Genomic DNA, 24,136 nt, shown 5'->3' with positions numbered 1-24,136 from the left:
GCACGCGTGCGGCGCGGATCAGAGCCGGATGGCCGAGATCAGGCGGCCGTAGTCGGCCTGGCCCATCTGCATCGCGCGGCGGTAGGAATAGAAGAGGTCGGGTTGCGAATGGGTGCAGTGGCGCGTCCATTCGGCATGGCCGACGCCGGCATCGCGCAGGCGTTTCAGTCCGAAGCCCGGCAGGTCGAACAGGTAGCGATCACCCGGCCCGGCGGTGAAGAAGCGGTCATAGCCGGCTTCCTCGGCCAAAAAGGTTTCCAGGAATTCCGGCCCGACCTCATAGGCGCGCTGGCTGATGCAGGGGCCGATGACGGCGGCGATGTCGTCGCGCGCGGCGCCCAGATCCTCCATCGCGTCGAGCGTGGCTTCCAGCACGCCGGCCAGCGCGCCGCGCCAGCCGGCATGGACCGCGCCGATCACACCGGCGTCGTGGTCGGCCAGCAGCACCGGCATGCAGTCGGCGGTCAGCACGCTGAGCGCGACCCCCGGCGACGCGGTGACCAGCGCATCGCCCCGCCCCAGCGTGCCGGCGGTGCCGTCGACAATGTCCTCGACGGTCAGGACATCGGCCGAATGCACCTGATTCGCGCTGACCAGCGCGGCGGGCGGCACGTCGAGCGCCTGCGCCACGCGCGCGCGGTTGATCGACACCACATCGGTCTGGTCGGACGAGCCGTTGCCGCAGTTGAGCCCCTGGAAAACCCCCGAGGACGCCCCCCCGCGCCGGGTGAAGAACCCGTGCCGCAAGGGGGTGAGCGTGTCGGAGATGAGGATTTCCAGTGTCATCCGCCCGCTTTCTGCGTTTCTCGGACCCGGTCCGGCTCCGGCCCCGGTTCCAGGCCGGGTGGCATCGGTGCGCCGACCTGAACCAGGGCGAGGACCTTGAACAGGTTTCCCATTTCCGCCCCGTCGGTCAAGCGATGAGTCGCGGCATCATGCGCCGCGCGGGCGCTGCCCTGCAAGCTGTGCCCCAGCCGCGCGGTGCGCTGCCTGATTCCCAGGCGGTCGAGCCAGACGCCCTGCGGGGTCAGGCAGCTGGCGTGCAGGGCGGGCGCGGCGCGGGCGAGCGCGGCGAAATCGACATGCGCGGTCAGGTCGGCCTGCCCCGGATCGGCGAAGGGGTCGGCAAAGGCATGGCCGCGCAGCGCCTGGAACGTGTCACCGCGGCTGCCCCAGTCGCCGTAGTCGATCAGGACGGCGGCGCCGCCGCGGGTGGCAATCCGCGCCTCGATCGCGGCCATGACCGGCTCGGCGGCGGGGCGCAACTCGACAATGCCGCTCTCGGGTGTGTCGGTCAGCCGGTCGGCCAGGTCGGGGCGCGGCGCGGGATCGGTCAGGCCGATGGCCAGCCGTCCGCCCTGCAGGCCGACGACGCGTTCGCGCCAGGCCGGACCCGCGCGCTGGAACTGGCGGATCGGCAGGGCGTCGAAAAATTCGTTGGCGATCAGCCAGAGCGGGGCGTCGGGCAGATCGTCGGCGCGGGCGTGCCAGATGACGGGAAGGCCGCGCAGCGCGCGCGCCTGCGCGGCGCGCAGGGGGTCCGAGGCCTCGACCAGATGAATATGCGCGGCGGCGTGGAAGCCCGGCACGATCGTCGCGGCGCGCCAGATATCGGCCATCAGCGTGCCGCGCCCCGGTCCCAGTTCGGCCAGCGCGAAGGGCGCGGGTGCCCCCTGGTCCAGCCAGCTTTGCGCGAGGCTGAGGCCCGCCAGTTCGCCGAAAATCTGGCTGATCTCGGGTGCGGTGGTGAAATCGCCGGCCGCGCCCAGCGGGTCGCGCGTGGCGTAGTAGCCCTGCTGCGGGTCGAGCAGGCATTCCAGCATATACTCGGCCAGGGTCATCGGCCCGGTGGCGGCGATGCGCGCCGCAAGGCGGTCGGCCAGCGGCGTCATTGTCGCCCGCGCGCCCGCGCAAAGGCGATCAGCGCCAGCCCCGCCAGCAACATCGGCAGGCTGAGAAGTTGGCCCATGGTCACGCCGAATTCGCCCAGCGACAGCACGTGCCCCTGCGGGTGGCGGGCGAGGAATTGCGGGTCGGGCACGCGCCAGAATTCCACCAGGAACCGAGCCGCGCCGTAGACGGCGAAGAAGGTGCCGGTGATCGCCCAGGGAAAGCGCAGGGCGTCGCGGCGGCTGACCAGATACCAGACGATCAGGCCCAGCAGCAGCCCTTCGAGCGCGGCCTCGTAAAGCTGGGTCGGGTGGCGCGCGCAGGGGCCGGTCCAGTCGAGCGGGCAGATCGCACCGTGGCCGGGGAAAAGGACGCCCCAGGGCATGTCCGTCGGGCGGCCCCAGAGTTCGGCGTTGATGAAGTTGGAAATGCGGCCGAGCCCCAGACCGACAGGCACGACCATCGCCATCGCGTCGGAAATCGCCGGGGGGGCAATGCCTTGCCGGCGCGCGAACAGGAACCCGGCCGCCGCCGCGCCCAGAAGCCCGCCGTGAAAGGACATCCCCCCCTCCCACACGCGCAGGATGTCGGTGGGGTTCGCGAGGTAATGGCCGGGCTGGTAGAAGAGGACAAACCCCAGCCGCCCGCCGAGGATGACGCCGACGATGATCCAGGCGAGCAGGTTCTCGACCGCCGCGGGGGCCATCGGCGCGGTACCGCCGGGCCAGAGCGCGGGACGCCGCAGCGCCGCCACGATCAGCCGCCAGCCGATCAGGAAGCCCGCCAGATAGGCCAGCGCGTACCAGCGCAGAGCAAAGGAAAAACCGCCGAGGTCAATCTCGAAGATCTCGGGCGAGAGCGGCGGGAAGGGGATGGCGTACATGCGGGCTCCGGCCAGTGCGGCCCGTCTTTCCCGCGCGGGGGGTACGAAGTCAACCTTGTGCAACGGCCCGCCCGCACACATATTGGCCAAAACCCAAGGAGCGCGAGAATGCAGCCCGGAAACAAGTTCTTTGACGATCTGTCCAAGCTGGCGACGAATGCGATGGGCGTGGCGCAGGGCGCGCGCGCCGAGGCCGAGACGGCGCTGAAGTCGATGATGGACCGCTGGCTGGCGGACCGCGACTTCGTCACGCGCGAGGAATTCGACGCGGTGCGCGCGATGGCGCAGAAGGCGCGCGAGGAAAACACCGCCCTGAAGGCGCGGATCGAGGCGCTGGAAGGCAAGAGCAAGGCCGACTGACAGGCCGTGACGGACGCGGTCGGTTTTTCCGCCCTTCACTGCCGGCAGCTTCCGCTGCGCGTCGCAAGCGGGACCGTGCGCATGCGCACGTTCTTTCAGGTTATTGATTCCCCGTAGACAATCAGCGCCGTTAACCGCAACGAAACTTTTGGCCCCCGATGCCGCAAGGCCGGGGGAAGAAGCCGGCCGGCGCCCAATTGCACCGGATCGTTTGCCGGGCATCCGACGCCAGCGCCCTTCACCCGCGGGACCGCGCCTTCGGCAGCGGCCGGAAGTGCGATTGCCAATTCCCCCATTCGGCGGCTTGATCTAGCCTTGTGCCGACGATCGAGGGAGGGGGCGATGCTGGGTTGGCTGGGCGCCGAGGTGCGGCGCATCGCGCTGACCGTGGTCTGGTCCTGGGCGGGCTGGCGCGCGGCCTGGGCCACGCAGAAATCGCTCAGGCAATGGACGGCGGCGAACCTGATCTCGGCGGCGCTGGCGCTGACGCTGCCGCTGACCCCGGGCGAGCGGGCGCTGATCCTGGCGCTGGGGATCCTGATTCTGGCCGCCGAGCTGCTCAACACCGCGATCGAGACGGCGATCAACTACATCTCGACCGCGCGCCACCCGCTGGCGGCGATGGCCAAGGATTGCGGCAGCGCCGGTGTGGCGCTGACAGCGATTGCCGCGGGGGTAGCGTGGATCGTCGTGCTTTGGCGGCTGGCGGTCGGCTGACCCGCCCCGCCCCAGCGGAACCCGAGCCCGGCTGCGGCGCCTAGTGCGCCGGGGTCTGGACCGGGTCGATCAGCGTGCGCCCGCCGTCGACGACCAGCACCTGCCCGGTGATGAAGGAAGCGGCATCGGAGGCGAGGAACTGCGCGGCCGCAGCCACCTCGGACGCCGTGCCGATGCGGCGCAGGGGCGTGCCCTTGATGATCCGGTCGCGGTAGTCGGGATGGTCGGCCATCCGGTCCTTCAGGCTCGCACTCATCACCGAGCCGATGGCCAGCGCGTTCACCCGGATGTGGTGCGGGGCCAGCGACACGGCCAGCGAGCGGGTCATCTGTTCGGCGGCCGCGGTGCTGATCGAATAGCCCAGAAGCTCGGGCTGGGCGCGGTGCGCGGCGATGGCGCTGAAGTTGACGATGGAGCCGGCGGGGCCGCGGCGGTGGCTCTCGTCCTCGGCCTCGGCCTGGGTGATCATCCGTCGCGCCACGGCCTGCGACACGCGCAGCGCGACCATCAGGTTCTGCGCCAGCGCCTCGTCCACCGATTCGTCGGCGGGGTCGAGTGGGTCGGTGGTCATGAAGGCGCGCGCGGCATTGACCAGCACGTCGATCCGCCCAAAGGCGTCGATGCTGGCCGACAGCAGATTCGCCACCGTCAGACGTTCGCGCAGATCGCCCGAGAAGAGCAGCGCGTTCTCATGGTCGCTGAGGTCGTCGCAGCCGGCTTTCAGGCGCTTGTCGCTCATGTCGGCGAGCACGACATTGGCGCCGGCGTCCAGAAAGTGGCGCGCGATGGCGTGCCCGATGCCGGCGGCGGCACCGGTGACGATCGCTGTCTTGCCGGAGAGGGTGGCGGTCATGGGGGAAACCCTTTGGTTCAGGTGGCGCGACGGGCGCGTTGGGGCGCAGTGGCGCGGCGCGGGCGTTCGGCCAGCAGGACCTTGAAGCCCGCTTCGGCCGCGACCTCGCGGTGGGTGGTGAAGGCCTGCGCCAGTGTCGCCTCGTAGGGCAGGTGCCGGTTGGCGACCAGCCAGAGCTGCCCGGACGGCGCCAGCATCGCCGCGGCGGCGCGCAGGAACGCCTGCCCTAGCCCCGGCTGGCCGGCGCGGCCCTGGTGGAAAGGCGGGTTGGAGACGATCAGATCGGCCGAGAGCCCCGGCAGCGGGTGCGTCGCGTCGGCCCAGTGGAAGACGGCGCGCGGGTCGGCAACGTTTTCCCGCGCGCAGGCCAGCGCGCGGGCGTCGGATTCGACGAGGTGCAGCTCGGAGATCTTCGGCGACTGCGCCAGCAGCCCGGTCGAGAGCCAGCCCCAGCCCGCGCCCAGGTCGACCGCCCGGCCCTTCAGCCCGGCGGGCAGCGACGCCAGCAGCAGGGCCGAGCCCGGATCGGCCCCGTCCGACGAGAATATGCCGGGCTGCGTGACGAAGCGGCGGCCGCTTTCGTCTGTCACGGCACGCTGCGCGGCGCGCCAGTCGGCCAGCGCCGCGGCGTCGGTAGCGGCAAACCAGGCAATCTTGCCGTGCCCCTTGGAGAGGGGTTCGGACAGCGCGACGCGGTCCCTGAGGGCGCGCAGCAGCGCCTCGATCCCGTCGGTCTTCTGCCCGTCGAGGATCACTGGCCCACCGGTGTGGGCGGCCATCGCCGCGGCCCGTGCGACCAGATCGCGCGCCTCCTCCCGGTTGCGCGGCAGGCAGACCAGCACGGCGGCAGCGGGGTCGGCGGCAGCAGCGTCGGGGACGGTATCGGCGACGGGGGGGCCTTGATCGCGCGTGCAGGCGTAGCCCTGCGCTGAAAAGGCCGCGTGGTCCGGCGCATGCGGGGTCACCACGCGCACGCGGTCCTGCGGCAGGGGCGAGATATCCTCGCCGGCGCGGGGATGCAGCACGGCGATCACGCCGGTTTCAGGCAGCGCGAGGCCGCCCTCGAACGCCAGGGAAAGGCGCAGGGCGCGCGGGGCCGGGTCTGGCAGGGGGGCGGACATGGGGGCGGACGCGGGCGCGCCCTACTCCTCTTTTTCCAGCGTGCACTGCAGCGGGTGCTGGTGGCGGCGGGCGAAATCCATCACCTGCGCGACCTTGGTTTCTGCCACTTCGAACGAAAAGACGCCGACCACGGCCAGCCCGCGCTTGTGCACGGTCAGCATGATCTCGAACGCCTGCGCATGGCTCATCCCGAAGAATCGTTCGAGCACGTGCACGACGAATTCCATCGGCGTGTAGTCGTCATTGAGCAACAGCACCTTGTAGAGCGGCGGGCGCTGCGTGCGCGTCTTGGTCTTGGTCCGGGTGGCGACCGAACTTTCGTCGCCCGGGTCGTCCCGGCGTTCGGTCATCTGGGGGCGCCACGCCATGAACAGAAATCCTCGCGATCAGATTCGCTTTCCCGCAGTATATAGACGCCGCGGGCCGAGTGAAAACCCTGACTGCGCGCGGCGTCCTGCCTCGCCCCCCGCCTTACGCGGGGTCAGGGCCCCGCCGGCCGGGGTTTCCGGGTGCCGCGACCGGCCGGTTTCATACCAGCGCGGCCAGACGGCCCAGCGCCTCGGTCAGCCGCGCGGCCTCGTCGCGCTTCTCGGCCAGTTGTTCGCGCGCGTCAGTGACGACGTCGGGTGCGGCCTTTTCCAGAAAGCGCGGGTTGGACAGCCGGCCGTCCAGCGCGGCGATCTCCTTCTCCAGCTTCTCGTGCGCCTTGGCCAGGCGCGCCGATTCGGCGGCGATGTCGATCACGCCTTCCAGCGGCAGGGCGTAGGTCGCGCCCTCGACCGCGATGGTCAACGCGCCCTTGGGCAGGGCGGTGGCGGGCTGCAACTTCTCGACCCGCGCCAGTCGGCGGATCAGCGCGGCGTTGCGCGCGTAGGCGTCCTGCGCGGGGCCCTCCTGGTCCAGCGCCAGGATCGGCAGCTTCAGGCCCACCGGCACGTGCAGCTGCGCCCGGGCCGAGCGGATCGCCTCGATCACGCCGATGACCCAGCCCATCTCTCGGTCGGCGGCGGCATCCGCGAGGTCGGCGTCGTATTCCGGCCAGGGGGCGAGGACCAGCATCTGCGCCCGATCCCCGGTCAGCGCCCACAACTCCTCGGTCACGTAGGGCATGAAGGGGTGCAGCAGGATCAGGCACTGGTCCAGCACCCAGCGCATCGTCGCGCGCGTCTCGGCGCCATGCTCGCCGGCCAGCAGCGGCTTGGCGAATTCCACGTACCAGTCGCAGACCCGGCCCCAGACGAAGGCGTAAAGCGCGTTCGCCGCGTCGTTGAAGCGGTAGGCGGTCAGCGCGGCGTCCACCTCGGCCAGGGCGCGGGCGGTTTCGCCGACGATCCAGCGGTTGGCGGTCTGGGTGGCCGGGGGCGACAGGGGGCCGGGGGCGGGCACGTCGGGGGCGAAGACGCCGTTCATCTCGGCAAAGCGGGTCGCGTTCCAGAGCTTCGTGGTGAAGTTGCGATACCCGGCGATCCGGTCCTTCGACAGCTTCAGGTCGCGCCCCATCGCCGCCATCGAGGTCAGCGTGAAGCGCACCGCATCGGCGCCGAATTCCTCGATCAGGTCCATCGGGTCGATGACGTTGCCCAGCGACTTCGACATCTTCCGCCCCTTCTCGTCCCGCACCAGGGCGTGGACATAGACGGTGTGGAAGGGCTCCTTTTCGACGACGGCAAGTTGCATCATCATCATCCGCGCGACCCAGAAGAAGATGATATCAAAACCAGTGACCAGCACATCAGTCGGGAAATAGCGCTTCAGTTCCGGCGTGTCCTCCGGCCAGCCCAGCGTGCCGATGGGCCAGAGGCCTGAGGAGAACCAGGTGTCGAGGACATCGGGGTCGCGCCAGATGGGAACTGCCGCGCGCTTGCCTTCCAGCCGATCCAAGCCAAGCTCAAAGGCCGCTTTCGCATCCTGAACGACAATGACTTCTTCTCCATAGAACTCTCGTGCTGCCGCTATTGCGGACGCTTCATCGGGAAAGCAAAAGCGAGAACCGCTTCCGACGTCACGCGCGGGAATCATCATTTGCCCATCGGGCTGACGATCCGGCCCATACCAGACCGGGATCTGGTGCCCCCACCAGAGCTGCCGGCTGATGCACCAGGGCTCGATATTCTCCAGCCAGTGGAAATAGACCTTCTCGTGCTGCTCCGGCAGGATCTTCGTGCGGCCTTCGCGCACCGCGTCCAGCGCCGGGCCGACGATCTTTTCGGACTCCACGAACCACTGGTCGGTCAGATAGGGCTCGATCGCCACTTTCGACCGATCCCCGTGCGGGACCATGTGCCGGTCGGCGTCGATCCCGTCCAGCCAACCCTCGTCGCTCGCGGCCTGCACGATCCAGTCGCGCGCCTCGTAGCGGTCCGCGCCGTCGAGGGCCTCGATCACGCGGGCCAGCCCCTCGGCGGCGCAACCCTCGGCAAACTCGGGATTGTCGCGCAGCCACATCGCCGCACGCGGGGTCATCACGTTGACCGCCGCCAGCCCCTGCCGTTGGCCGACCGCCCAGTCGTTGAAGTCATGCGCCGGCGTCATCTTGACCGCGCCGGTGCCCTTCGCGGGGTCGGCATACGAATCCGCCACGATCTTCAGCCGCCGCCCGACCAGCGGCAGGATCGCGTCGCGCCCCACCAGATGCTTGTAGCGCGCGTCGTCGGGGTGGACCGCGATGCCGGTGTCGCCCAGCATCGTCTCGGGCCGGGTCGTCGCCACCACCAGGTAGTCGCGCGTCTCGAATTCCGTGGCTTTGCCGTCGGCGTCAAAGGCGACCGGATGCTCATAGGTCAGCCCGTCGGCTAGCGGATAGCGCAGGCGCCACATGTGGCCGTCGACCTCGACCTGCTCGACCTCCAAATCGCTGATCGCGGTTTCGAAATGCGGGTCCCAGTTGACCAGCCGCTTGCCGCGATAGATCACGCCCTGATTGTAGAGTTCCACGAAGACCTTGATCACGGCGTCGTGGAAATTGCCCTCCTCGCCCGCCGGCGCGTTCGGCGCGCCGGACATGGTGAAGGCATTGCGCGACCAGTCGAGGGAGCAGCCCAGCCGCTTCAACTGCCCGATGATCGTGCCGCCGGATGTCTTCTTCTGCTCCCAGACCAGTTTCTCGAACTCGGGGCGGGTGAAATCGGTGCGGCGGCGGTTGGTCTTGGCCAGTTCGCGCTCCACCACCATCTGGGTGGCGATCCCGGCGTGGTCCTGACCCGGCTGCCAGAGCGTGTCGAACCCGCGCATCCGGTGCCAGCGGGTCAGGATGTCCTGCAGGGTGTTGTTGAAGGCATGGCCCATGTGCAGGCTGCCGGTCACGTTCGGTGGTGGGATCATGATGCAGAAGCTTTCGTCCCGCCGCTTGCCGGCCCCCGCGCGGAAGGCGCCCGCCGCTTCCCAGGCCGCCGCAATGCGTGCCTCGGCCTCGGCCGCGTCAAAGGTCTTTTCCATGCTCATGCGTAAGGTCCTCTGGCTTCGGAGCGGTGTTTAACCACACGCGGCCGAAAGGAAAAGGCCCGCGACGCGCGCGGGGCCGCCGGTTTCCGGCCTTGGCGCGGCTGCGCTGGGTAGTGGGGGCGTGCTCGCCAGCGAGCAATCGTGCAACCCTCTGCGAACGTTATATATATTTTGAAAAACTAACCCGATTATAGGATTTTCGGTGGGCGAGCCGGATGGCATCGCGCCCTGGCCCGGGCCAATGCAAGCGAATTCAAACCCCCTCACTCGCAAAAAATCTGCGAGAGGATGGCGCGCGCCGAAGGTGGCGGAGCCGACATAGCGACTGGCCAAGATGCGAACCCGCTGGCAATCTGGTCTGTGCACGCCCGAAGCGTTTGGTTGTCATGAAAACCGCCCCGATCATCAGGACCGAACGTCTTCTCCTACGGGAGCCCATACTCGCGGACTGGCCCAGTTTCGCGGAGGTGATGACGTCGGATCGTGCCAGGCACATGGGCGGACCGTTTTCTATCGAATACGCATGGGGCGCCTTTTGCCATGGGATCGCGCTTTGGCAGCTTTTCGGCGTCGGCAACCTGTCGATCGAGCTTCGAGCGACCCAACAATGCATTGGGCAGATCGAGATCAATCAAGGCCCGCGTTTCCCGGAGCCGGAGCTTGGGTGGCAGTTACAGAGCGAGGCCGAAGGCAAGGGATACGCATATGAGGCCGCTATCGCGCTGCGCGACTGGGCCTTTCGGGAACGCAAACTGGACACGCTGGTGAGTTACATCGGCCGAGAGAACTCTCGCTCCATCCGCCTCGCTGAACGGCTCGGTGCCACGCTGGATGCGCATGCTCGCCCGCAGGATCCGGGCGATCTGGTCTATCGGCATGTTCCGCTCCATCGATAAGGGGCGTGTACCGGCGATTTCAGCGCCAACGGTCGCGCCGCGCGCGGCGCGACCGACAGCGCATCTGGCAGGGGGCTTGAGCGCGCCCCTGCGCCCCTATTCCGCGGCCTCGGCGTAGTCCTCCAGCGGCGGGCAGGTGCAGATCAGGTTGCGGTCGCCGTGGACGTTGTCGACGCGGCCCACGGGGGGCCAGTACTTGTCCACGCGGAAGGCGCCGGGCGGGAAGCAGCCGGATTCGCGGCTGTATTTCCGGTTCCAGTCGGCGACCAGATCCTCGACCGTGTGCGGCGCGTGCCTGAGCGGGCTGTCCTCCGCCGAGATCTCGCCCTTCTCGACTGCGGTGATCTCGTCGCGGATGGCCAGCATCGCATCGATGAAGCGGTCCAACTCAGCCTTGGTCTCGGACTCGGTCGGCTCCACCATCAGCGTGCCGGAGACCGGCCAGCTCATCGTCGGGGCGTGAAAGCCGTTGTCGATCAGACGCTTGGCTATGTCGTCGACGCTCACGCCCGCCTCGGCGAAGGGCCGTGTGTCGAGGATGCATTCATGCGCGACCCGCCCCCGGTTGCCCATGAAGAGCACCTTGTAGGCGCCCGACAGGCGTGCCGCGAGGTAGTTCGCGCTCAGGATCGCGACGCGCGTCGCCTGGGTCAGGCCCGACCCGCCCATCATCAGGCAATAGGCCCAGGAAATCAGCAGGATCGAGGCCGAGCCGTAGGGCGCCGAGGCGACCGCGCCGGCCTGCCCCTCGTTGCGCGGCCCCATCCCCTCGGCAGCACCCGTCTCGGGGTGGCCGGGCAGGTAGGGCGCCAGATGCGCGCGCACGCCGATGGGGCCCATGCCGGGGCCGCCGCCGCCATGCGGGATGGCGAACGTCTTGTGCAGGTTGAGGTGGCTCACGTCGCCGCCGATCTCGCCGGGTTTCACGAGGCCGACCATGGCGTTCATGTTCGCGCCGTCGATATAGACCTGCCCGCCGTGGTCATGGGTGATCTGGCAGACCTCGCGCACCGTCTCCTCGAAAACGCCGTGGGTGCTGGGATAGGTGATCATGCAGGCGGCCAGCTTGTCGCCCGCGGCCTGGGCCTTGTCGCGGAAATCGTCGAGGTCGATGTCGCCGTTGGGCGCGGATTTCACCACCACGACCTTCATGCCGCACATCTGCGCGCTGGCCGGGTTGGTGCCATGCGCCGACATCGGGATCAGGCAGATGTCGCGCTCCCCCTCCCCGCGCGCGCGGTGATAGGCCTGGATTGTCAGAAGGCCCGCATATTCGCCCTGCGCGCCGGAATTGGGCTGCATCGACATCGCGTCGTAGCCGGTGATCTCGCACAGCTTGGCCGACAGGTCCGCGATCACCTCGCCGTAGCCCTGCGCCTGGTCGGGCGGGCAGAACGGGTGAAGCTTGGAGAATTCGGGCCAGGTGATCGGCATCATCTCGGCCGCGGCGTTCAGCTTCATCGTGCAGGATCCCAGCGGGATCATCGCCCGGTCCAGCGCCAGGTCGCGGTCCGACAGCTTGCGCATGTAGCGCATCATCTCGGATTCGGCGCGGTTCATGTGAAAGATCGGATGCGTCAGGTAGTCCGACTGCCGGATCAGATCGGCCGGAAAGCCCAAGCGCACGCGGTGCGGTGGCACGCCGTCGATGCCGAAGGCCTTGAGCACGCGCACCAGCACCGCCTCGTCCGTCGTCTCGTCCAGCGCGATGCCGACATGGGTGGCGCCGACCTTGCGGAAGTTCAGCCCCTGCATCCGCGCCGCCGCGAGGATCCCCGCCTGCCCCACGCCCACGTCGATGGTGATCGTGTCGAAGAAGGCCTTGGTTTCGACCTTCGCGCCCGCCGCGCGCAGGGCGCGGAACAGCCGCTCGGTCATGAAATGCACGCGCTCGGCGATCGCGCGCAGGCCTTGCGGCCCGTGAAAGACCGCGTACATCGAGGCCATGACCGCCAGAAGCGCCTGCGCCGTGCAGACGTTCGAGGTGGCCTTTTCGCGGCGGATATGCTGCTCGCGCGTCTGCAGGGCAAGCCGGTAAGCCTGGTTGCCACGCGAATCGATCGACACGCCGACGATCCGGCCGGGCATGGAGCGCTTGTGGTCGTCGCGGCAGGAGATGAAGGCCGCGTGCGGGCCGCCATAGCCCAGCGGCACGCCGAAGCGCTGGCTGGACCCGACCGCGATGTCGGCGCCCATCGCGCCGGGCTCCTTCAGCATGCAGAGCGCCAGCAAGTCGGTCGCCATGATCGCCACCGACCGGGCCGCGTGCAGCGCGGCGATCTGGCCGGTGAAGTCCCGCACATGCCCGTAGGTGCCCGGATACTGGAAGATGGCGCCGAAAACCGCCTCGGGCTCCAGCGTTTCGGGCGCGCCGACGATCACCTCGATTCCCAGGGGGGCGGCGCGGGTCTTGATCACCTCGATGTTCTGCGGATGGCAGTTCTCATCAACGAAGAAACCGCGCGCCTTGGACTTGGCCACCCGCTGGGCCATCACCATCGCCTCGGCGCAAGCGGTCGATTCGTCCAGAAGCGAGGCATTGGCGATGGGCAGGCCGGTCAGGTCCGCAACCATCGTCTGGTAGTTCAGCAGCGCCTCCAGCCGGCCCTGCGCGATCTCGGGCTGGTAAGGCGTGTAGGCGGTGTACCAAGCGGGGTTTTCCAAGATGTTGCGCTGGATCGCCGGCGGCGTGATCGTGCCGTAGTACCCCTGCCCGATGAGCGAGGTCATCACCACGTTCTTCGCGCTGACCTGGCGCATCTTCTCCAGAAGCGCGCCCTCGGACAGCGGCGCCCAGGTCAGCGGCTTTTCCTGCCGGATCGCGGGCGGCACCGTTTCGTCGATCAGCGCCTCCAGGCTGGGCGCGCCCACGGCCTTCAGCATCGCCGCCATTTCGGCGGGCGACGGGCCGATGTGGCGGCGGTTGGCGAAATCGTAGGGATCGTAGGTGGTGGGCGTGTAGCTCATCTGCGGCTCCTGCGCGCGTCGCGTCTCAGGCGATGAAGTCCTTGTACTCGTCCTCGGACATGAAGGTGTCGAGCACGCTCAGATCGTCGATCTTCATCTTGAAAAACCAGGCATCGCCCTGCGCGTCCTCGTTCACCAGGCCGGGGTTCTCGGACAGCGCCTCGTTGACCTCGACGATCTCGCCCTCGACCGGCGCGAGGATGTCAGAGGCGGCCTTGACGCTTTCGATCACGCAGACCTCGTCGCCCTTGGCGAATTGCGCTTCGACCTCGGGCAGTTCGACGAAGACGACATCGCCCAGTTGCTCGGCGGCGTGTTCGGTGATGCCGACGACGACCAGATCGCCCTCGACGCGCAGCCATTCGTGTTCTTCGGTGAATTTCATCGCAAGCCTCATTTGCGGTAGGTGGTGGGTTGGAACGGAAGCGGCGTGACGCGCGCCGGCAGGCGCTTGCCGCGCACCTCGCCGAAAAGCAGCGTGTCGGGGGCGGCTTGTCCGGGGGGGACATAGCCCATTGCGATGGGCGCCCCGACCGAAGGGCCAAACCCGCCCGAGGTGACGGCGCCGACCGGCTCGGCGGCATCCTCGGCGGCGAAAAGCGCGGTGCCCTCGCGCATCGGCGCGCGGCCCTCGGGGCGCAGGCCGACGCGGCGGCGCGCGGCGCCGCCGACCAGTTCGGACAGGATGCGGTCCGCCCCCGGGAACCCGCCCTCGCGGTCGCCGCCCTTGCGACGGACCTTCTGGATGGCCCAGTTCAGCCCGGCCTCGACCGGCGTGGTGGTGGTGTCGATGTCGTGGCCATAAAGGCACAGCCCGGCCTCCAGCCGCAGCGAATCGCGCGCGCCCAGGCCGATCGGCGCTACCTCGTCCATGTCGAGCAGCGCGCGGGCGAAAGTCTCGGCCCGCTCCTCGGGGATCGAAATCTCGAACCCGTCCTCGCCGGTGTAGCCCGAGCGCGAGATCCACAGCTCGACATCGGTCCAGACATGGGTGCCGACATCCATGAAGCGCATCTCGGACACGCGCGGCACCAGCCGGGCCAGCGCCGCCTCGGCCGCCGGGCCCTGCAGCGCCAGGAGCGCGCGGTCGGTCACCGGCTCCACCCCCGGCACATGCGCCATCAGGTGTTCGGTGTCGGCGGCCTTGCAGGCGGCGTTGACCACCAGGAACAGGTGATCGCCGCGATTGGCGATCATCAGGTCGTCGAGGATGCCGCCCGCGTCATTGGTGAAAAGCGCGTATCGCTGCCGCCCCTCCGCCAGGCCCAGCACATCGACCGGCACCAGCGTCTCCAGCGCCTCGGGCGCGCCGCGCGCGCCCAGGATGATCTGGCCCATGTGGCTGACGTCGAACAGCCCCGCCTGCGCGCGGGTGTGCTGATGCTCGCCCATCACGCCCATCGGGTATTGCACGGGCATCTCGTAGCCGGCGAAGGGCACCATCTTGGCCCCCAGCGACAGGTGCAGCCCGTGAAGGCATGTCCGCTTCAGGTCGGTCATCGCCGCCTGTCTCCTTCATCCTTTCGGGCCTGCGCCGGCACCCTTGACCGGGCGCGCCCGCGCCCCCTGGTGCCCCCTCTGTCCCTGCCCGTCCGGGCGCCTGAGATCGTTATCCCTTCGGCGGGCGCGGCTGCGCCACTCTCCAGAGTCCTTTGCCGGAACGGTCCCTGGGCCTGAGAGTTTACCGGGGCGGTTGCTCCTTCGGCACCGGCGGGTGTGGCCCACCGGATTCTCCCGTATCCGACGCTTCAGGGATAGCGCGCGCCTTGGCCCCAGACAAGGGGGCGCGTGACCTTGCACGCCGGGCGGGCCTGCGGCAGAAGGACACCATGAGCGATGGTGACCCGATGACCCGCGATCCATATTTCTTCGGCTACGGCAGCCTGGTGAATCGCGCCACGCATGCCTACGCGCCGGCCCATCGCGCCCGGCTGAAGGGCTGGCGGCGCGCCTGGCGGCACACGGCGCTGCGCGACGGGCCGTTCCTGACCGCCGTCCCCTGCCCCAGGTCCGAGATCGAGGGCCTGATCGCCGCGGTCCCCGGCGCCGACTGGATCGCGCTGGATGCGCGCGAGGAAGGCTACGACCGCTTGGCCCTGACCGACGGGCTGAGCGTCGAGGCGATCACCGGGATCGAGACGCAGATCTACGCCGTGCCCGCGCAGGCCGAGGTCGCGCCCGAGGGCGCGATCCTACTGTCCTATGTCGACGTGGTGCTGCAGGGCTACCTGCTGGAATTCGGCCTGGACGGCGTGCGCCGCTTCATGGACACGACCGACGGCTGGGACACGCCGGTGCGCAACGACCGCGCCGCGCCGCTTTATCCGCGCGCGCAGCGCCTCAGCGCCGCGGAAACCGTGATGGTCGATGCCGAAATGGCGCGCCTGGGGGTCACGATTCTGGGCTGATCGCCCCGCTAGAGGTCAAGATACCGCTCGGGCATGAACAGCAGGTCGGTGTCGTCGGGCCGCGCCCCGGCCGCCGTCAGCATGGCATGGACCTGCCCGCGATGATGGGTCTGATGGTTGAAGAAATGCACGACCAGCATTTTGCGCGGGCCCGTCAATTCGCGGCCCAGCATGCCCGAATACCAGCTCAGATCGCCGTCGAACCAGTCCGGTGGGACGTCATGCGCCCAGGCCAGGATTCGCTGATCGAAGCCCTTTCGCTCGGCCATAAATTCGTCCCATGCCCGAGCCAACTCGGTCGATTGCGCCCCGCCCGCTGCCGGCGCCGGCGTGCCCGCGAACCGGCTCATCCAGAGCATGTCGCCCCAAAGGACATGAGACAGCGTTTTCTGGATCGAGCCGAAGAACGCCCCGCGATCCTTTTGACGCTCGGCGGCCGGCAGGCCATCGGCCGCCGCCAGCAGGTTTTCATTCTGCCAGAGGTTATATCTGGCCATGCGCAGCGTGTAGTCCTTGTCGGGCATGTCGGGTCCCTCATGACGGCAGGGTTGGGATGAAACCCCGTCCCGCATCCGCAGGCAAGGCGGCGATCGGCGGTGCCGGCTTCGACGAGGCGGGAAGCACCGGGGCGGCGCACCCGTCCGTCAACACCGGACAAGAACGCCGGCCGCGCCGGCGCTCACTTGCGGCGCTGCTCGTCCATGGCGCGGGCGATCTCGTTGCGGACCAGCTTGCGGACGGCCAGCGTGATCCGCTCGCCCAGCTTGCCCTGCAACTCGTCGCGGACGATCTGCGCGACCATTTCCTGCATCGCGGCATCGTCCAGCGTCATCAGCAGCGTCTGCCCGGCGTGGCCGGTCTGCGGCAGGTTTTCGGGCGGCGCGTCGGCGAGTTCGTCGGGCTCGGCCTGCGCGCCGGCGGGCGGGGCGTCGGGCGTCGGCTCCGGTTCAGACGCGTCTGTGATGTCGGGCGCGCGCGCCGAGGCGTCGGCGGGCACATCCCCCTCGGCCTCGATGCGCATCTGCGGCGTCAGGACCAGCGGCGGCACGCGGCTGCGGCGTTCCTCCTGCGCGACAAGCCGACGCACGGAATCCAGCACATCCTCGATCTCGCGCTCGCTCATCGCCTTGGACATGCCGTTCTCCACTCGATGCGCATAAGATTAGCGGTCCGCCGGGGCCGAGACAACCGTGACGACGCACCTCGGTTAAGGCGGGTGGCGCGCGATCCAGGCCCAGCGCAGGCCCTGGCCCGCCGATCCGACGCGCCACCCCGGCGCATTGCGCCTGCCCGCCCATGGGTCTAGAAAACGCCCGGGAAACCGCCCCGACCGGGGGCCAGACAGGATGCCGCCGCATGCGCTTTGCCTCGACCGAGACCTATATCGCCACGGACGACCTGACGATGGCGGTCAATGCCGCGGTCACGCTGGAACGCCCGCTTCTGGTCAAGGGCGAACCCGGCACGGGCAAGACCGAACTGGCGCGCGAGGTGTCCACCGCGCTCGGCCTCGAGATCATCGAGTGGAACATCAAGTCGACCACCCGCGCGCACCAGGGCCTTTACGAATACGACGCCGTCAGCCGGCTACGCGACAGCCAGCTGGGCGACGACCGCGTGCACGACGTGAAGAACTACATCCGCAAGGGCAAGCTGTGGCAGGCCTTCGATTCGGACAAGAAGGTCGTGCTGCTGATCGACGAAATCGACAAGGCCGACATCGAGTTCCCGAACGACCTGCTGCAGGAACTCGACCGGATGGAATTCTTCGTCTACGAGACCGGCGAGACGATCCGCGCCACCCACCGGCCGATCGTCATCATCACCTCGAACAACGAGAAGGAATTGCCCGACGCCTTCCTGCGGCGGTGCTTTTTCCACTTCATCCGCTTCCCCGACCCCGAGGTGCTGAGCCAGATCGTCCGGGTCCATTTCCCCGAGATCAAGGACCAGCTTCTGCGCTCGGCGCTGACGCAGTTCTTCGAGTTGCGCGAAACGCCGGGGCTGAAGAAAAAACCCTCGACCAGCGAAATGCTGGACTGGCTGAAACTGCTGCTGGCCGAGGATCTGGGCCCCGAGGACCTGAAGCGCGAGGGGGTCAACGCGCTGCCAAAGCTCCACGGCGCGCTTCTGAAGAACGAACAGGACGTGCATCTGTTCGAGCGCCTCGCCTTCATGGCACGGCGCCAACAGGGGCGCTGAGCCCTTCGCCAGAAGTTTCATTGCGGTTAACGGCAACAAATTGTCTTTTTAAATTAGTGCTTTGTCAGATGGTCCGCATGCAGACCATCCGTCAGATCACGCCGGCAGCACCACCCGGACGGCCAGCCCGCCCAGGCCGGGCCGGGTCCCCTGTCCCAGTTCCAGGCGGCCGCCGTGCAGCCGCACCGCGTCGGCCGCAATCGCAAGGCCCAGCCCGACACCAGCGCCCCGCACCGCGTTGCGCGCCGGATCAAGCCGGACGAAGGGCCTGAGCGCGGCGGCGCGATCGTCCGGTGCGATGCCCGGCCCGTCATCCTCGACCGTCAGGACCTGCTGGCCCGGTTCCTGCAGGACATCGATCTCGGCACGCGTGCCATAGCGCGCCGCATTTCCGATCAGATTGTCGAGCGCCCGCGCCATCAGATCCGGGCGCAGCCGGATCGGCGGCAGGTCCGGCCCGTCGCGCAGCGTGATGTCCTGCCCCGCGCGCCGCGCCTCGTGCACCCGCGCCGCCGCCAGCGCGCGCAGGTCCGTCGGCACGGCCGCCTCGGCCATCTCGCCCCGCGCAAAATCGAGGAACCTGTCGATCAGCCCCTCCATCTCGCGCACATCGGCCAGCAGCGCCTGCGCCTCGGGCTCGTCCTCCATCATCGTGAGCGCAAGCCGCATGCGCGTCAGCGGCGTGCGCAGGTCGTGGCTGACCCCCGACAGCAGAAGCGTGCGCTGCTCGATATGGTTCTCGATCCGCTGGCGCATCTCGATGAACGCCTGCCCCGCCGCGCGCACCTCGGTCGCGCCGGTGGGCCGGTAGGGCAGGCTCTGCCCGCGGCCGAAAGCCTCGGCGGCGCGCGCCAGCCGCAGGATCGGCCGAACCTGGTTCTTCAGGAACAGGAAGGCCACCACGCTCATCATCAGCCCGGCGATAAGCACCACCACCAGCAACTGGTGCGGATTGCGCGCCGCGACCCGACCGGGACTGAAGCGCAAGCCGTAGAACCCGTGCACGCCCTCAAGCCAGACCACGACGTTGGACCCGACGAAACCCTGCGCCGCAATCCCCGAAAGGCGGCGCGACAGTTCCTGCAGGACGAGACGGCTGAGAATATCATGCGCGGCGATCGAATCGAACGCGGTCGCCGGCAGGCGGTCGGCGCGCGAAGTCTCCAGTCGCAACGCCGCGCCCAGTTCGCCGAGGACGGCTTCGGCGGACTCGGGGTCCGGCGCGGCGTCGACCTGCGCGCGCAGGTGTTCCGCGACGATGGCGAAATTTGACGTCATCTGCTGGGTAACACGCTCGTAATGGCGCTGGATGAAGAGGATCGCCACCAGCGTGAGGATGCTCACGACCGGCACCAGAAGGATCAGCGCCGCGCGCCCGTAAAGTCCGCGTGGAAAAATCGGTTTGAGTAAGCGTCCCAGCATGTGTTTAGTCTAGAACCCGGTGCCATCGAAGACGAGTCCCCGCATGCCCCATGCCGCTGCCGCCCAACTCCACACCGCGCCCAGCCCCGGAAAACCGGTCGCGCTGGCCGAGGACCTGCGCCTGCTGCTGGCGCCCAATGGCTCGCCCATGACGCATTGGGGAACCAATACCTGGATCCTGGGCAAGGACGCGGTAACGGTGATCGACCCGGGCCCCGCCGACCCGCGCCATATCGCCGCCTTGCTCGCCGCGCTCGCGCCCGCCGAGGCGGTCGCGCAGATCCTGGTCACCCATGCCCATCTGGACCATTCGCCGGGCGCGCGGCTTCTGGCGGCGGCGACCGGCGCGCCGGTGCTGGCCATGGGCGATGCCCGCGCCGGACGTTCGGAGCGGATGAAGATGCTCGCCAGCCAGGAGATCGGTGGCGGCGAAGGCGTCGACAGCGACTTCGTGCCAGATCGGCGCCTGCAGCATGAAGAGACGCTGGAGGTCGCTGGCCGTCCGCTGCGCGCGCTGCACACGCCCGGCCATTTCGGCAATCATATGTGCTTTCTCTGGGGCGAGGCGCTTTTTTCCGGCGACCATGTCATGGGATGGGCGCCCAGCCTCGTCTCGCCGCCCGATGGCGACCTGACGGATTTCATGCAGAGCCTGAGGAACCTACGCAACTATGGCCAGGTATCGCTCTTCCCCGGTCACGGCGCCCCGGTGGCCAACGGCCAGACGCGGATCTCCGAGCTTTACGCGCATCGCAAGTCGCGCGAATCCGCGATCCGGGCCGCGATTGCCGCCGGCGCGGATTCGGTGAAGGCGATCGCGCAGCGCGTTTATGTCGATATCGACCCGCTGCTTCTGCCCGCGGCAGAGCGCAATGTCCTGGCGCATCTGATCGACCTCGAGGCGCGCGGCCTTGCCGCGGTTGAGGGCGCGCTTGGCCTCAAAGCCCGGATCAGTCTGATTCCCGCGGCATGAGGGGCTTGCGGCGGGAATCGACTGGCAGCGTGAAATCGCGTCGCGACCAGCCGCCGCATCGGCCTCAGGCGTGGCGTCGCATGCGCAGGGCGGCCTGGGTCAGGCCGGGCAGGATCATGGCGCAGCGGATATAGCGCCCGGTCAGCCGACGCGGATCGGAAAGCATGCGCCAGAGCCATTCCAGTCCGACACGACGCATCCAGAGCGGCGCACGGCGCTGGCTGCCGGCGATGAAGTCGAGCCCGGCACCCACCGAAATGAAACCGCACCGCGGCAGGCTTTCGACGGCGCGCGCGGCAAGAACCTCCTGCCGCGGCGCCCCGAGCGCGATCAGACACACGCGCGCGCCGGACCGGGCGAGTTGTTGCAGCGCCTCGCCGGCCTCCTTGCTGTTGGGGTCGAGGCCGAAGGGAGGCGAGATCCGCGCCACGACCTTCAGGCCGGGATACTCGGCCTGAAGCCGGTCGGCCGCCCGCGTCAGCGCCGCCTCCGTCGAGCCCAGAAATCCCACGGGTATCCCATGGCGGGCGGCATGCGCCATCAGCGGTCCCACCAGATCCGACCCCGGCACCAGATCCACGGGACGACCTGCAAGCCGGCGCAGAACCACCACAGGCCACCCGTCAGCGACCACATGCGAATGTCGCGCATAAGCCGCGCGAAAAGCAGCGTCGGCACGAAGCTTCACCAGATGATCAAGATTGAGCGTCGCGACGGAGAATCCCTCGCCGCGCGCCAGCCGCGCTTCGAGCGCGTCAAGCAACTCTGCCCGTGTGGCTGTGTTCACCAAGGCCAGCATCGCGCAATCCTGCACCATTTCCGCGTCATATCCCTCGAATGCTTTGCGAGCGCATTATGTCATGAACCAGAGCAAACGGTTTGTCCACCAATGCAACCCATTCTGCCGGCCAGCCCCTTGTGCTACACGCTGAATGCACGCAAGAGAACGGAGGCGTGGGGAATTTTCACCGTGTTTCGAAGCCAGAACAAGTACTGCGAGGGGTTCAGCCGCATCATGCTTAACTGCTTAAGGCCGAACCTTTACGCAAACGCAAACGCACGCGCTTGCGGTGAAGCGACGATATTCACGAGTTCCATGTTCGTCCATTCCGCAGGCTTTAGCCAGGGATGTTCGAGGCGCGATGAGGCATGGCGGTGGCGCGCATGAGGCCGCGCTATCTTCTTGTCTCGCCTTGCCGGAACTAGGCAGACTATATGCGCCGCACGCTAAACAGCGTGATAGCACAAAGCCTCCGGCCGGCACGGTGGATTATCGTCGATGACGGCTCGACCGACGCGACACCGAAGATTCTGGCTGAATACGCGCAAGAGCACGACTGGATCCGGGTGATCACGCGCGTTGATCGCGGACGCCGCGCTGTCGGGCCCGGCGTGATCGAGGCCTTTTATGACGGTCTGGAGCGCGTATCGCTTTCGGATTTCGACTATCTGTGCAAGCTCGACCTCGACCTGGATCTTCCTGATGGATATTTCGAGGCGTTGGTTTCGCGGATGGAAGCGGAACCACGGTTGGGTAGTGTCTCAGTTTGAAATTTGGCGGGGTTGACGGGGTGTCGCGTTCGTGCCCGGCTTCCTATATGCTTAGCGGAAAGCATAGGAGGGAACATGGCTGTCCTGAAAAAGCAGATAGGCAAACGGATCAAAGGATCTCTGCAGGAGCGAGAGGATTGGTGGCACCTCTGCTACGATACTGAGCGCCGTGAGTTTTTCGTGGAGCATGAGTGGAGCCATATGAATGCCTATAAGGTTAGCGCCAAGGCCGATGAAGGCCTACGGAGGGAGGCCATTGAGGGGTATAGCGGCATCGGGTCGGACAAGATCGATCAGGCGAAGGTGGATCTCTTGGCGGAGGCGGGACATGCCTAAAGGCCCCAAGGGCGAAAAGCGCCCCGCAGACGCCATCGGGCTGGCCGTCCTGGTCGGCAAGATTGCCACGGGCGAGGTCGAGGACAAGCCGCAGGACGACGGCAAGGACAAGGCCGCACAGGAGATGGGGCGCAAGGGCGGGAAGCGGATCAGTCCCCACCTTCCTCCGGAGAAGAGTTAAAGCCGGCGTCAATCTGGCGGAGCTTTTCTTCGGGAATTTCAAGTTTCAATCCTGAGCCTTCCTCAAGCTTCGCTAGAGATCGTCCGATTATGTAGTGCAAGATCGCCAATGTCTTCGGCGTAAGAAAGACCCCGATGCTTTCCGTGGTTTCGCCCTGTTGTTCTTCAACACCGAAAACGATTTTCACTGAGTTGTCATTGAGCGTAAGGCTAATAGAATCCGCCGGGACAAACCGAAAGTCGGGGCTTCTAGTGGAGGTTTTTGCCATACCGGACCTCATTAGTTCCAAGCGAAAGTTGCGGCAGTTGCGTCGAATGGCTCGCGCCTGTCGATGCAGTAACAGCGCGTGTGGCGATATTGCTTGCTGACGCTGATGTGGACGAGAAGAAGCCGACAGGCATGGAGTTGAATTTGGGGCTATCTTCATGGAAAGATAGGATTTTTTTGTCTAGGTTCTGCCGCGTCGACTCATCAAGAAGCTCGCTGAAAGGCACAAACTTCACCAGCAGTGCGACGTCAAGGGCAGAAGCAAGACGGCGCAGCGTCGTTAACGTGACATTGTGACAGTCCTGCTCCAAATTTGAAATCCTAGATTGCCTCATTCCAGCAAGATCGGCCAGATCTGCTTGAGTCATTCCGCGCTGGGTGCGAAAAACATACAGTTGTGATGCAAGGGTATTTGACGTGGTTTCAGCGGCGAATACGTCGCGAAAGGTTTTCGACTCCAGTTTGCGCCAGATCGATTTAATCTTCGTGATAGTCCTTGAGTGACCCATTTCCATCTCTCATCTCTCGAAGCAGGTTTTCTGCTTTGGTGATGTCACCGCGGGCAAGATTTTTTGACGTCTTTTCAGCGCCAAACAGCAGCACAACGAGTTTTCTTTGCGTGTCCTTTACGCAAAGCGGGCGAAGCTGCTTCTTGTCGCCGCGTACCTTCATTTCGTGAAGTTCAGGCTCTTTCGCCCCTAGGTACTTCTTTACGGTATCGCGTGGTATGACCTCATGACTCTCGATCTTCATCACCACCGCTGTAATCTTAGCCTCGTCCCGCTCACTGAGCGACTCCCTCCATTCGTCTACGGGGCATCTGCCGTTCCGCCTTACGTACTTCATGACACGCCAATGCCTCATGCCGCATCTGACTGCAACGCGTCATGGTGAGTCTAGCAGAAATTTCATCACATAAAAGTAAATGTTCAAACTGAACATTTTCCTGTTGACGCGCACCTCGGTTTATCATAATTTTATGATGTGAACAAATTGCCCCTGCATAAGCGCGTCATGATCCTGTCCATGCTGATCGAAGGCATGTCCATGCGCGCAGTGTCCCGCACCGTTGGTGTTTCGATCAACACCGTGACGAAAATGCTGGTGGAAGCGGGTGAGGCTTGCGCCGCCTATCACGACGAGACGGTGCGCAACGTCAAAGCGAACCACGTCCAGTGCGACGAAATCTGGTCCTTCTGCTACGCCAAGGACAAGAACGTCGCGACGGCCAAAGCGGCACCGGATGGTGCTGGCGACGTGTGGACGTGGACCGCTATCGAGCGCGATAGCAAGATGATCCTGTCCTTCGAAGTTGGCGACCGCACCAGCGCGACCGCGATTGAGTTCATGGACGATCTGCGCGACCGCCTGGCGACCCGCGTCCAGCTAACCACGGACGGGCACAAGGCGTATCTGGAAGCCGTCGAGGGCGCGTTTGGCGACGATATCGATTATGCCATGCTGGTGAAGCTGTATGGCGAAGCGACGGGCCGGAAGGGTCACGAGCGCAAGTACAGCCCCGCCGAGTGCGTTGGCGCGCGAAAGGAGCTGATCAGCGGCCAGCCGGTCAAGGAACTGGTCAGCACGTCGCACGTCGAGCGTCAGAACCTGACGATGGGCATGCGTCGCTTCACGCGCCTGACCAACGGCTTCAGCAAGAAGCTGGA

The 24,136-nt window shown here is 66.9% G+C and carries 27 protein-coding genes and 1 riboswitch; of the genes, 10 read left to right on the top strand and 17 right to left on the bottom strand.

What is annotated here, in order from left to right:
• Positions 1–18: 18 nt before the first annotated feature.
• Genes pgeF through lgt form a run of 3 tightly spaced genes read right to left on the bottom strand, consistent with a single transcriptional unit; the run spans position 19 to position 2,773 of the window.
• A complete protein-coding gene (pgeF, locus tag IM708_RS14685; protein ID WP_209427329.1) occupies positions 19–786 on the bottom strand; it encodes a peptidoglycan editing factor PgeF in 768 nt (255 codons plus the stop codon).
• Positions 783–1,892, bottom strand: coding sequence for an SAM-dependent methyltransferase (locus tag IM708_RS14680; RefSeq protein ID WP_209427328.1), 1,110 nt, complete (start codon positions 1,890–1,892; stop codon positions 783–785). Before IM708_RS14680 ends, pgeF begins: the two co-directional genes overlap by 4 nt.
• Positions 1,889–2,773, bottom strand: coding sequence for a prolipoprotein diacylglyceryl transferase (gene lgt, locus IM708_RS14675; protein ID WP_209427327.1), 885 nt, complete (start codon positions 2,771–2,773; stop codon positions 1,889–1,891). The genes IM708_RS14680 and lgt overlap by 4 nt, the downstream gene beginning before the upstream one ends.
• A 108-nt stretch (positions 2,774–2,881) precedes the next feature.
• On the opposite strand from lgt, the gene IM708_RS14670 reads away from it, so the two are divergent.
• A complete protein-coding gene (locus tag IM708_RS14670; protein ID WP_209427326.1) occupies positions 2,882–3,133 on the top strand; it encodes an accessory factor UbiK family protein in 252 nt (83 codons plus the stop codon).
• Positions 3,134–3,475: 342 nt separating this feature from the next.
• Positions 3,476–3,850, top strand: a complete 375-nt coding sequence (locus IM708_RS14665; protein WP_209427325.1) for a diacylglycerol kinase — start codon at positions 3,476–3,478, stop codon at positions 3,848–3,850.
• Between the two features lie 40 nt (positions 3,851–3,890).
• Here the strand turns inward: IM708_RS14665 and IM708_RS14660 are convergent, their stop codons facing one another.
• From IM708_RS14660 to IM708_RS14645, 4 genes are all read right to left on the bottom strand, one after another.
• Positions 3,891–4,703, bottom strand: a complete 813-nt coding sequence (locus IM708_RS14660) for an SDR family oxidoreductase (protein WP_209427324.1) — start codon at positions 4,701–4,703, stop codon at positions 3,891–3,893.
• A 17-nt stretch (positions 4,704–4,720) separates the two neighbouring features.
• The gene (locus IM708_RS14655) at positions 4,721–5,824 is read right to left on the bottom strand and encodes a class I SAM-dependent methyltransferase (protein ID WP_209427323.1); all 1,104 of its coding nucleotides are present in this window, start codon (positions 5,822–5,824) and stop codon (positions 4,721–4,723) included.
• 21 nt (positions 5,825–5,845) lie between these two features.
• Positions 5,846–6,175: an ATP-dependent Clp protease adapter ClpS gene (gene clpS / locus IM708_RS14650; RefSeq protein WP_209427343.1), complete on the bottom strand. Its 330-nt coding sequence runs from the start codon at positions 6,173–6,175 to the stop codon at positions 5,846–5,848.
• A gap of 178 nt (positions 6,176–6,353) precedes the next feature.
• Positions 6,354–9,266, bottom strand: a complete 2,913-nt coding sequence (locus tag IM708_RS14645; protein ID WP_209427322.1) for a valine--tRNA ligase — start codon at positions 9,264–9,266, stop codon at positions 6,354–6,356.
• 386 nt (positions 9,267–9,652) lie between these two features.
• On the opposite strand from IM708_RS14645, the gene IM708_RS14640 reads away from it, so the two are divergent.
• Complete coding sequence (locus tag IM708_RS14640; RefSeq protein WP_209427321.1) at positions 9,653–10,162, top strand: GNAT family N-acetyltransferase; 510 nt, start codon at positions 9,653–9,655, stop codon at positions 10,160–10,162.
• Between the two features lie 96 nt (positions 10,163–10,258).
• Here IM708_RS14640 and gcvP read toward each other — a convergent pair whose 3' ends face one another.
• Genes gcvP through gcvT form a run of 3 tightly spaced genes read right to left on the bottom strand, consistent with a single transcriptional unit; the run spans position 10,259 to position 14,629 of the window.
• Positions 10,259–13,129, bottom strand: coding sequence for an aminomethyl-transferring glycine dehydrogenase (gcvP, locus tag IM708_RS14635; RefSeq protein WP_209427320.1), 2,871 nt, complete (start codon positions 13,127–13,129; stop codon positions 10,259–10,261).
• A gap of 25 nt (positions 13,130–13,154) precedes the next feature.
• Positions 13,155–13,514: a glycine cleavage system protein GcvH gene (gene gcvH, locus IM708_RS14630; protein ID WP_209427319.1), complete on the bottom strand. Its 360-nt coding sequence runs from the start codon at positions 13,512–13,514 to the stop codon at positions 13,155–13,157.
• An 8-nt stretch (positions 13,515–13,522) separates the two neighbouring features.
• Positions 13,523–14,629: a glycine cleavage system aminomethyltransferase GcvT gene (gcvT, locus tag IM708_RS14625; RefSeq protein WP_209427318.1), complete on the bottom strand. Its 1,107-nt coding sequence runs from the start codon at positions 14,627–14,629 to the stop codon at positions 13,523–13,525.
• A gap of 151 nt (positions 14,630–14,780) precedes the next feature.
• Positions 14,781–14,876, bottom strand: a riboswitch (glycine riboswitch).
• Positions 14,877–14,958: 82 nt separating this feature from the next.
• Here gcvT and IM708_RS14620 point away from each other — a divergent pair.
• The gene (locus IM708_RS14620) at positions 14,959–15,537 is read left to right on the top strand and encodes a gamma-glutamylcyclotransferase family protein (protein WP_245243210.1); all 579 of its coding nucleotides are present in this window, start codon (positions 14,959–14,961) and stop codon (positions 15,535–15,537) included.
• Between the two features lie 8 nt (positions 15,538–15,545).
• Here the strand turns inward: IM708_RS14620 and IM708_RS14615 are convergent, their stop codons facing one another.
• Both IM708_RS14615 and IM708_RS14610 read right to left on the bottom strand, forming a co-directional pair.
• Positions 15,546–16,061 carry a DinB family protein gene (locus tag IM708_RS14615; protein ID WP_209427317.1) on the bottom strand — a complete coding sequence of 172 codons (516 nt, stop codon included), beginning with the start codon at positions 16,059–16,061 and terminating at the stop codon, positions 15,546–15,548.
• A 155-nt stretch (positions 16,062–16,216) separates the two neighbouring features.
• Entirely contained in the window at positions 16,217–16,672 is a 456-nt protein-coding gene (locus tag IM708_RS14610; protein WP_209427316.1) for a hypothetical protein, read from the bottom strand.
• Positions 16,673–16,893: 221 nt separating this feature from the next.
• Here IM708_RS14610 and IM708_RS14605 point away from each other — a divergent pair, with 221 nt between their 5' ends.
• A complete protein-coding gene (locus tag IM708_RS14605; RefSeq protein WP_209427315.1) occupies positions 16,894–17,739 on the top strand; it encodes a MoxR family ATPase in 846 nt (281 codons plus the stop codon).
• 96 nt (positions 17,740–17,835) lie between these two features.
• Here IM708_RS14605 and IM708_RS14600 read toward each other — a convergent pair whose 3' ends face one another.
• Entirely contained in the window at positions 17,836–19,161 is a 1,326-nt protein-coding gene (locus IM708_RS14600) for an ATP-binding protein (RefSeq protein ID WP_209427314.1), read from the bottom strand.
• A gap of 43 nt (positions 19,162–19,204) precedes the next feature.
• Here IM708_RS14600 and IM708_RS14595 point away from each other — a divergent pair, with 43 nt between their 5' ends.
• Positions 19,205–20,134, top strand: a complete 930-nt coding sequence (locus tag IM708_RS14595) for an MBL fold metallo-hydrolase (protein WP_209427313.1) — start codon at positions 19,205–19,207, stop codon at positions 20,132–20,134.
• Between the two features lie 64 nt (positions 20,135–20,198).
• Here the strand turns inward: IM708_RS14595 and IM708_RS14590 are convergent, their stop codons facing one another.
• Positions 20,199–20,933, bottom strand: coding sequence for a WecB/TagA/CpsF family glycosyltransferase (locus IM708_RS14590; protein ID WP_245243209.1), 735 nt, complete (start codon positions 20,931–20,933; stop codon positions 20,199–20,201).
• Between the two features lie 416 nt (positions 20,934–21,349).
• On the opposite strand from IM708_RS14590, the gene IM708_RS14585 reads away from it, so the two are divergent.
• From IM708_RS14585 to IM708_RS14575, 3 genes are all read left to right on the top strand, one after another.
• Positions 21,350–21,685 (top strand): glycosyltransferase, encoded by a 336-nt coding sequence (locus IM708_RS14585; RefSeq protein ID WP_245243208.1) that lies wholly within the window; start codon positions 21,350–21,352, stop codon positions 21,683–21,685.
• A 75-nt stretch (positions 21,686–21,760) separates the two neighbouring features.
• Positions 21,761–22,021: a hypothetical protein gene (locus tag IM708_RS14580; protein WP_209427311.1), complete on the top strand. Its 261-nt coding sequence runs from the start codon at positions 21,761–21,763 to the stop codon at positions 22,019–22,021.
• Entirely contained in the window at positions 22,014–22,202 is a 189-nt protein-coding gene (locus IM708_RS14575; protein ID WP_209427310.1) for a histone H1, read from the top strand. Before IM708_RS14580 ends, IM708_RS14575 begins: the two co-directional genes overlap by 8 nt.
• Here the strand turns inward: IM708_RS14575 and IM708_RS14570 are convergent.
• From IM708_RS14570 to IM708_RS14560, 3 genes are all read right to left on the bottom strand, one after another.
• On the bottom strand, positions 22,171–22,389 hold the full coding sequence (locus IM708_RS14570) for a hypothetical protein (RefSeq protein WP_209427309.1): 219 nt from the start codon (positions 22,387–22,389) through the stop codon (positions 22,171–22,173). The genes IM708_RS14575 and IM708_RS14570 overlap by 32 nt on opposite strands.
• A gap of 61 nt (positions 22,390–22,450) precedes the next feature.
• Positions 22,451–22,984 (bottom strand): helix-turn-helix transcriptional regulator, encoded by a 534-nt coding sequence (locus IM708_RS14565; RefSeq protein ID WP_209427308.1) that lies wholly within the window; start codon positions 22,982–22,984, stop codon positions 22,451–22,453.
• Positions 22,947–23,315 carry a type II toxin-antitoxin system RelE/ParE family toxin gene (locus IM708_RS14560; RefSeq protein WP_280860673.1) on the bottom strand — a complete coding sequence of 123 codons (369 nt, stop codon included), beginning with the start codon at positions 23,313–23,315 and terminating at the stop codon, positions 22,947–22,949. Before IM708_RS14560 ends, IM708_RS14565 begins: the two co-directional genes overlap by 38 nt.
• 138 nt (positions 23,316–23,453) lie before the next feature.
• On the opposite strand from IM708_RS14560, the gene IM708_RS14555 reads away from it, so the two are divergent.
• Positions 23,454–24,136: IS1 family transposase (locus IM708_RS14555; protein WP_348524980.1), on the top strand; the 683-nt coding region annotated here is incomplete at its 3' end.

The organism is Pararhodobacter sp. SW119, assembly GCF_017811755.1.
Lineage (GTDB): Bacteria > Pseudomonadota > Alphaproteobacteria > Rhodobacterales > Rhodobacteraceae > Pararhodobacter.
Note: the sequence above shows the minus strand (reverse complement) of the source record. Positions and strands in the feature narration are given on the sequence as shown.

Excerpts from the sequence above, each read along its gene's own strand:
- pgeF (WP_209427329.1), bottom strand. The coding sequence starts at position 786 with ATGACACTGGAAATCCTCATCTCCGACACGCTCACCCCCTTGCGGCAC.
- IM708_RS14680 (WP_209427328.1), bottom strand. The coding sequence starts at position 1,892 with ATGACGCCGCTGGCCGACCGCCTTGCGGCGCGCATCGCCGCCACCGGG.
- lgt (WP_209427327.1), bottom strand. The coding sequence starts at position 2,773 with ATGTACGCCATCCCCTTCCCGCCGCTCTCGCCCGAGATCTTCGAGATT.
- IM708_RS14670 (WP_209427326.1), top strand. The coding sequence starts at position 2,882 with ATGCAGCCCGGAAACAAGTTCTTTGACGATCTGTCCAAGCTGGCGACG.
- IM708_RS14665 (WP_209427325.1), top strand. The coding sequence starts at position 3,476 with ATGCTGGGTTGGCTGGGCGCCGAGGTGCGGCGCATCGCGCTGACCGTG.
- IM708_RS14660 (WP_209427324.1), bottom strand. The coding sequence starts at position 4,703 with ATGACCGCCACCCTCTCCGGCAAGACAGCGATCGTCACCGGTGCCGCC.
- IM708_RS14655 (WP_209427323.1), bottom strand. The coding sequence starts at position 5,824 with ATGTCCGCCCCCCTGCCAGACCCGGCCCCGCGCGCCCTGCGCCTTTCC.
- clpS (WP_209427343.1), bottom strand. The coding sequence starts at position 6,175 with ATGACCGAACGCCGGGACGACCCGGGCGACGAAAGTTCGGTCGCCACC.
- IM708_RS14645 (WP_209427322.1), bottom strand. The coding sequence starts at position 9,266 with ATGAGCATGGAAAAGACCTTTGACGCGGCCGAGGCCGAGGCACGCATT.
- IM708_RS14640 (WP_209427321.1), top strand. The coding sequence starts at position 9,653 with ATGAAAACCGCCCCGATCATCAGGACCGAACGTCTTCTCCTACGGGAG.
- gcvP (WP_209427320.1), bottom strand. The coding sequence starts at position 13,129 with ATGAGCTACACGCCCACCACCTACGATCCCTACGATTTCGCCAACCGC.
- gcvH (WP_209427319.1), bottom strand. The coding sequence starts at position 13,514 with ATGAAATTCACCGAAGAACACGAATGGCTGCGCGTCGAGGGCGATCTG.
- gcvT (WP_209427318.1), bottom strand. The coding sequence starts at position 14,629 with ATGACCGACCTGAAGCGGACATGCCTTCACGGGCTGCACCTGTCGCTG.
- IM708_RS14620 (WP_245243210.1), top strand. The coding sequence starts at position 14,959 with ATGAGCGATGGTGACCCGATGACCCGCGATCCATATTTCTTCGGCTAC.
- IM708_RS14615 (WP_209427317.1), bottom strand. The coding sequence starts at position 16,061 with ATGCCCGACAAGGACTACACGCTGCGCATGGCCAGATATAACCTCTGG.
- IM708_RS14610 (WP_209427316.1), bottom strand. The coding sequence starts at position 16,672 with ATGTCCAAGGCGATGAGCGAGCGCGAGATCGAGGATGTGCTGGATTCC.
- IM708_RS14605 (WP_209427315.1), top strand. The coding sequence starts at position 16,894 with ATGCGCTTTGCCTCGACCGAGACCTATATCGCCACGGACGACCTGACG.
- IM708_RS14600 (WP_209427314.1), bottom strand. The coding sequence starts at position 19,161 with ATGCTGGGACGCTTACTCAAACCGATTTTTCCACGCGGACTTTACGGG.
- IM708_RS14595 (WP_209427313.1), top strand. The coding sequence starts at position 19,205 with ATGCCCCATGCCGCTGCCGCCCAACTCCACACCGCGCCCAGCCCCGGA.
- IM708_RS14590 (WP_245243209.1), bottom strand. The coding sequence starts at position 20,933 with ATGCTGGCCTTGGTGAACACAGCCACACGGGCAGAGTTGCTTGACGCG.
- IM708_RS14585 (WP_245243208.1), top strand. The coding sequence starts at position 21,350 with ATGCGCCGCACGCTAAACAGCGTGATAGCACAAAGCCTCCGGCCGGCA.
- IM708_RS14580 (WP_209427311.1), top strand. The coding sequence starts at position 21,761 with ATGGCTGTCCTGAAAAAGCAGATAGGCAAACGGATCAAAGGATCTCTG.
- IM708_RS14575 (WP_209427310.1), top strand. The coding sequence starts at position 22,014 with ATGCCTAAAGGCCCCAAGGGCGAAAAGCGCCCCGCAGACGCCATCGGG.
- IM708_RS14565 (WP_209427308.1), bottom strand. The coding sequence starts at position 22,984 with ATGGAAATGGGTCACTCAAGGACTATCACGAAGATTAAATCGATCTGG.
- IM708_RS14560 (WP_280860673.1), bottom strand. The coding sequence starts at position 23,315 with ATGAAGTACGTAAGGCGGAACGGCAGATGCCCCGTAGACGAATGGAGG.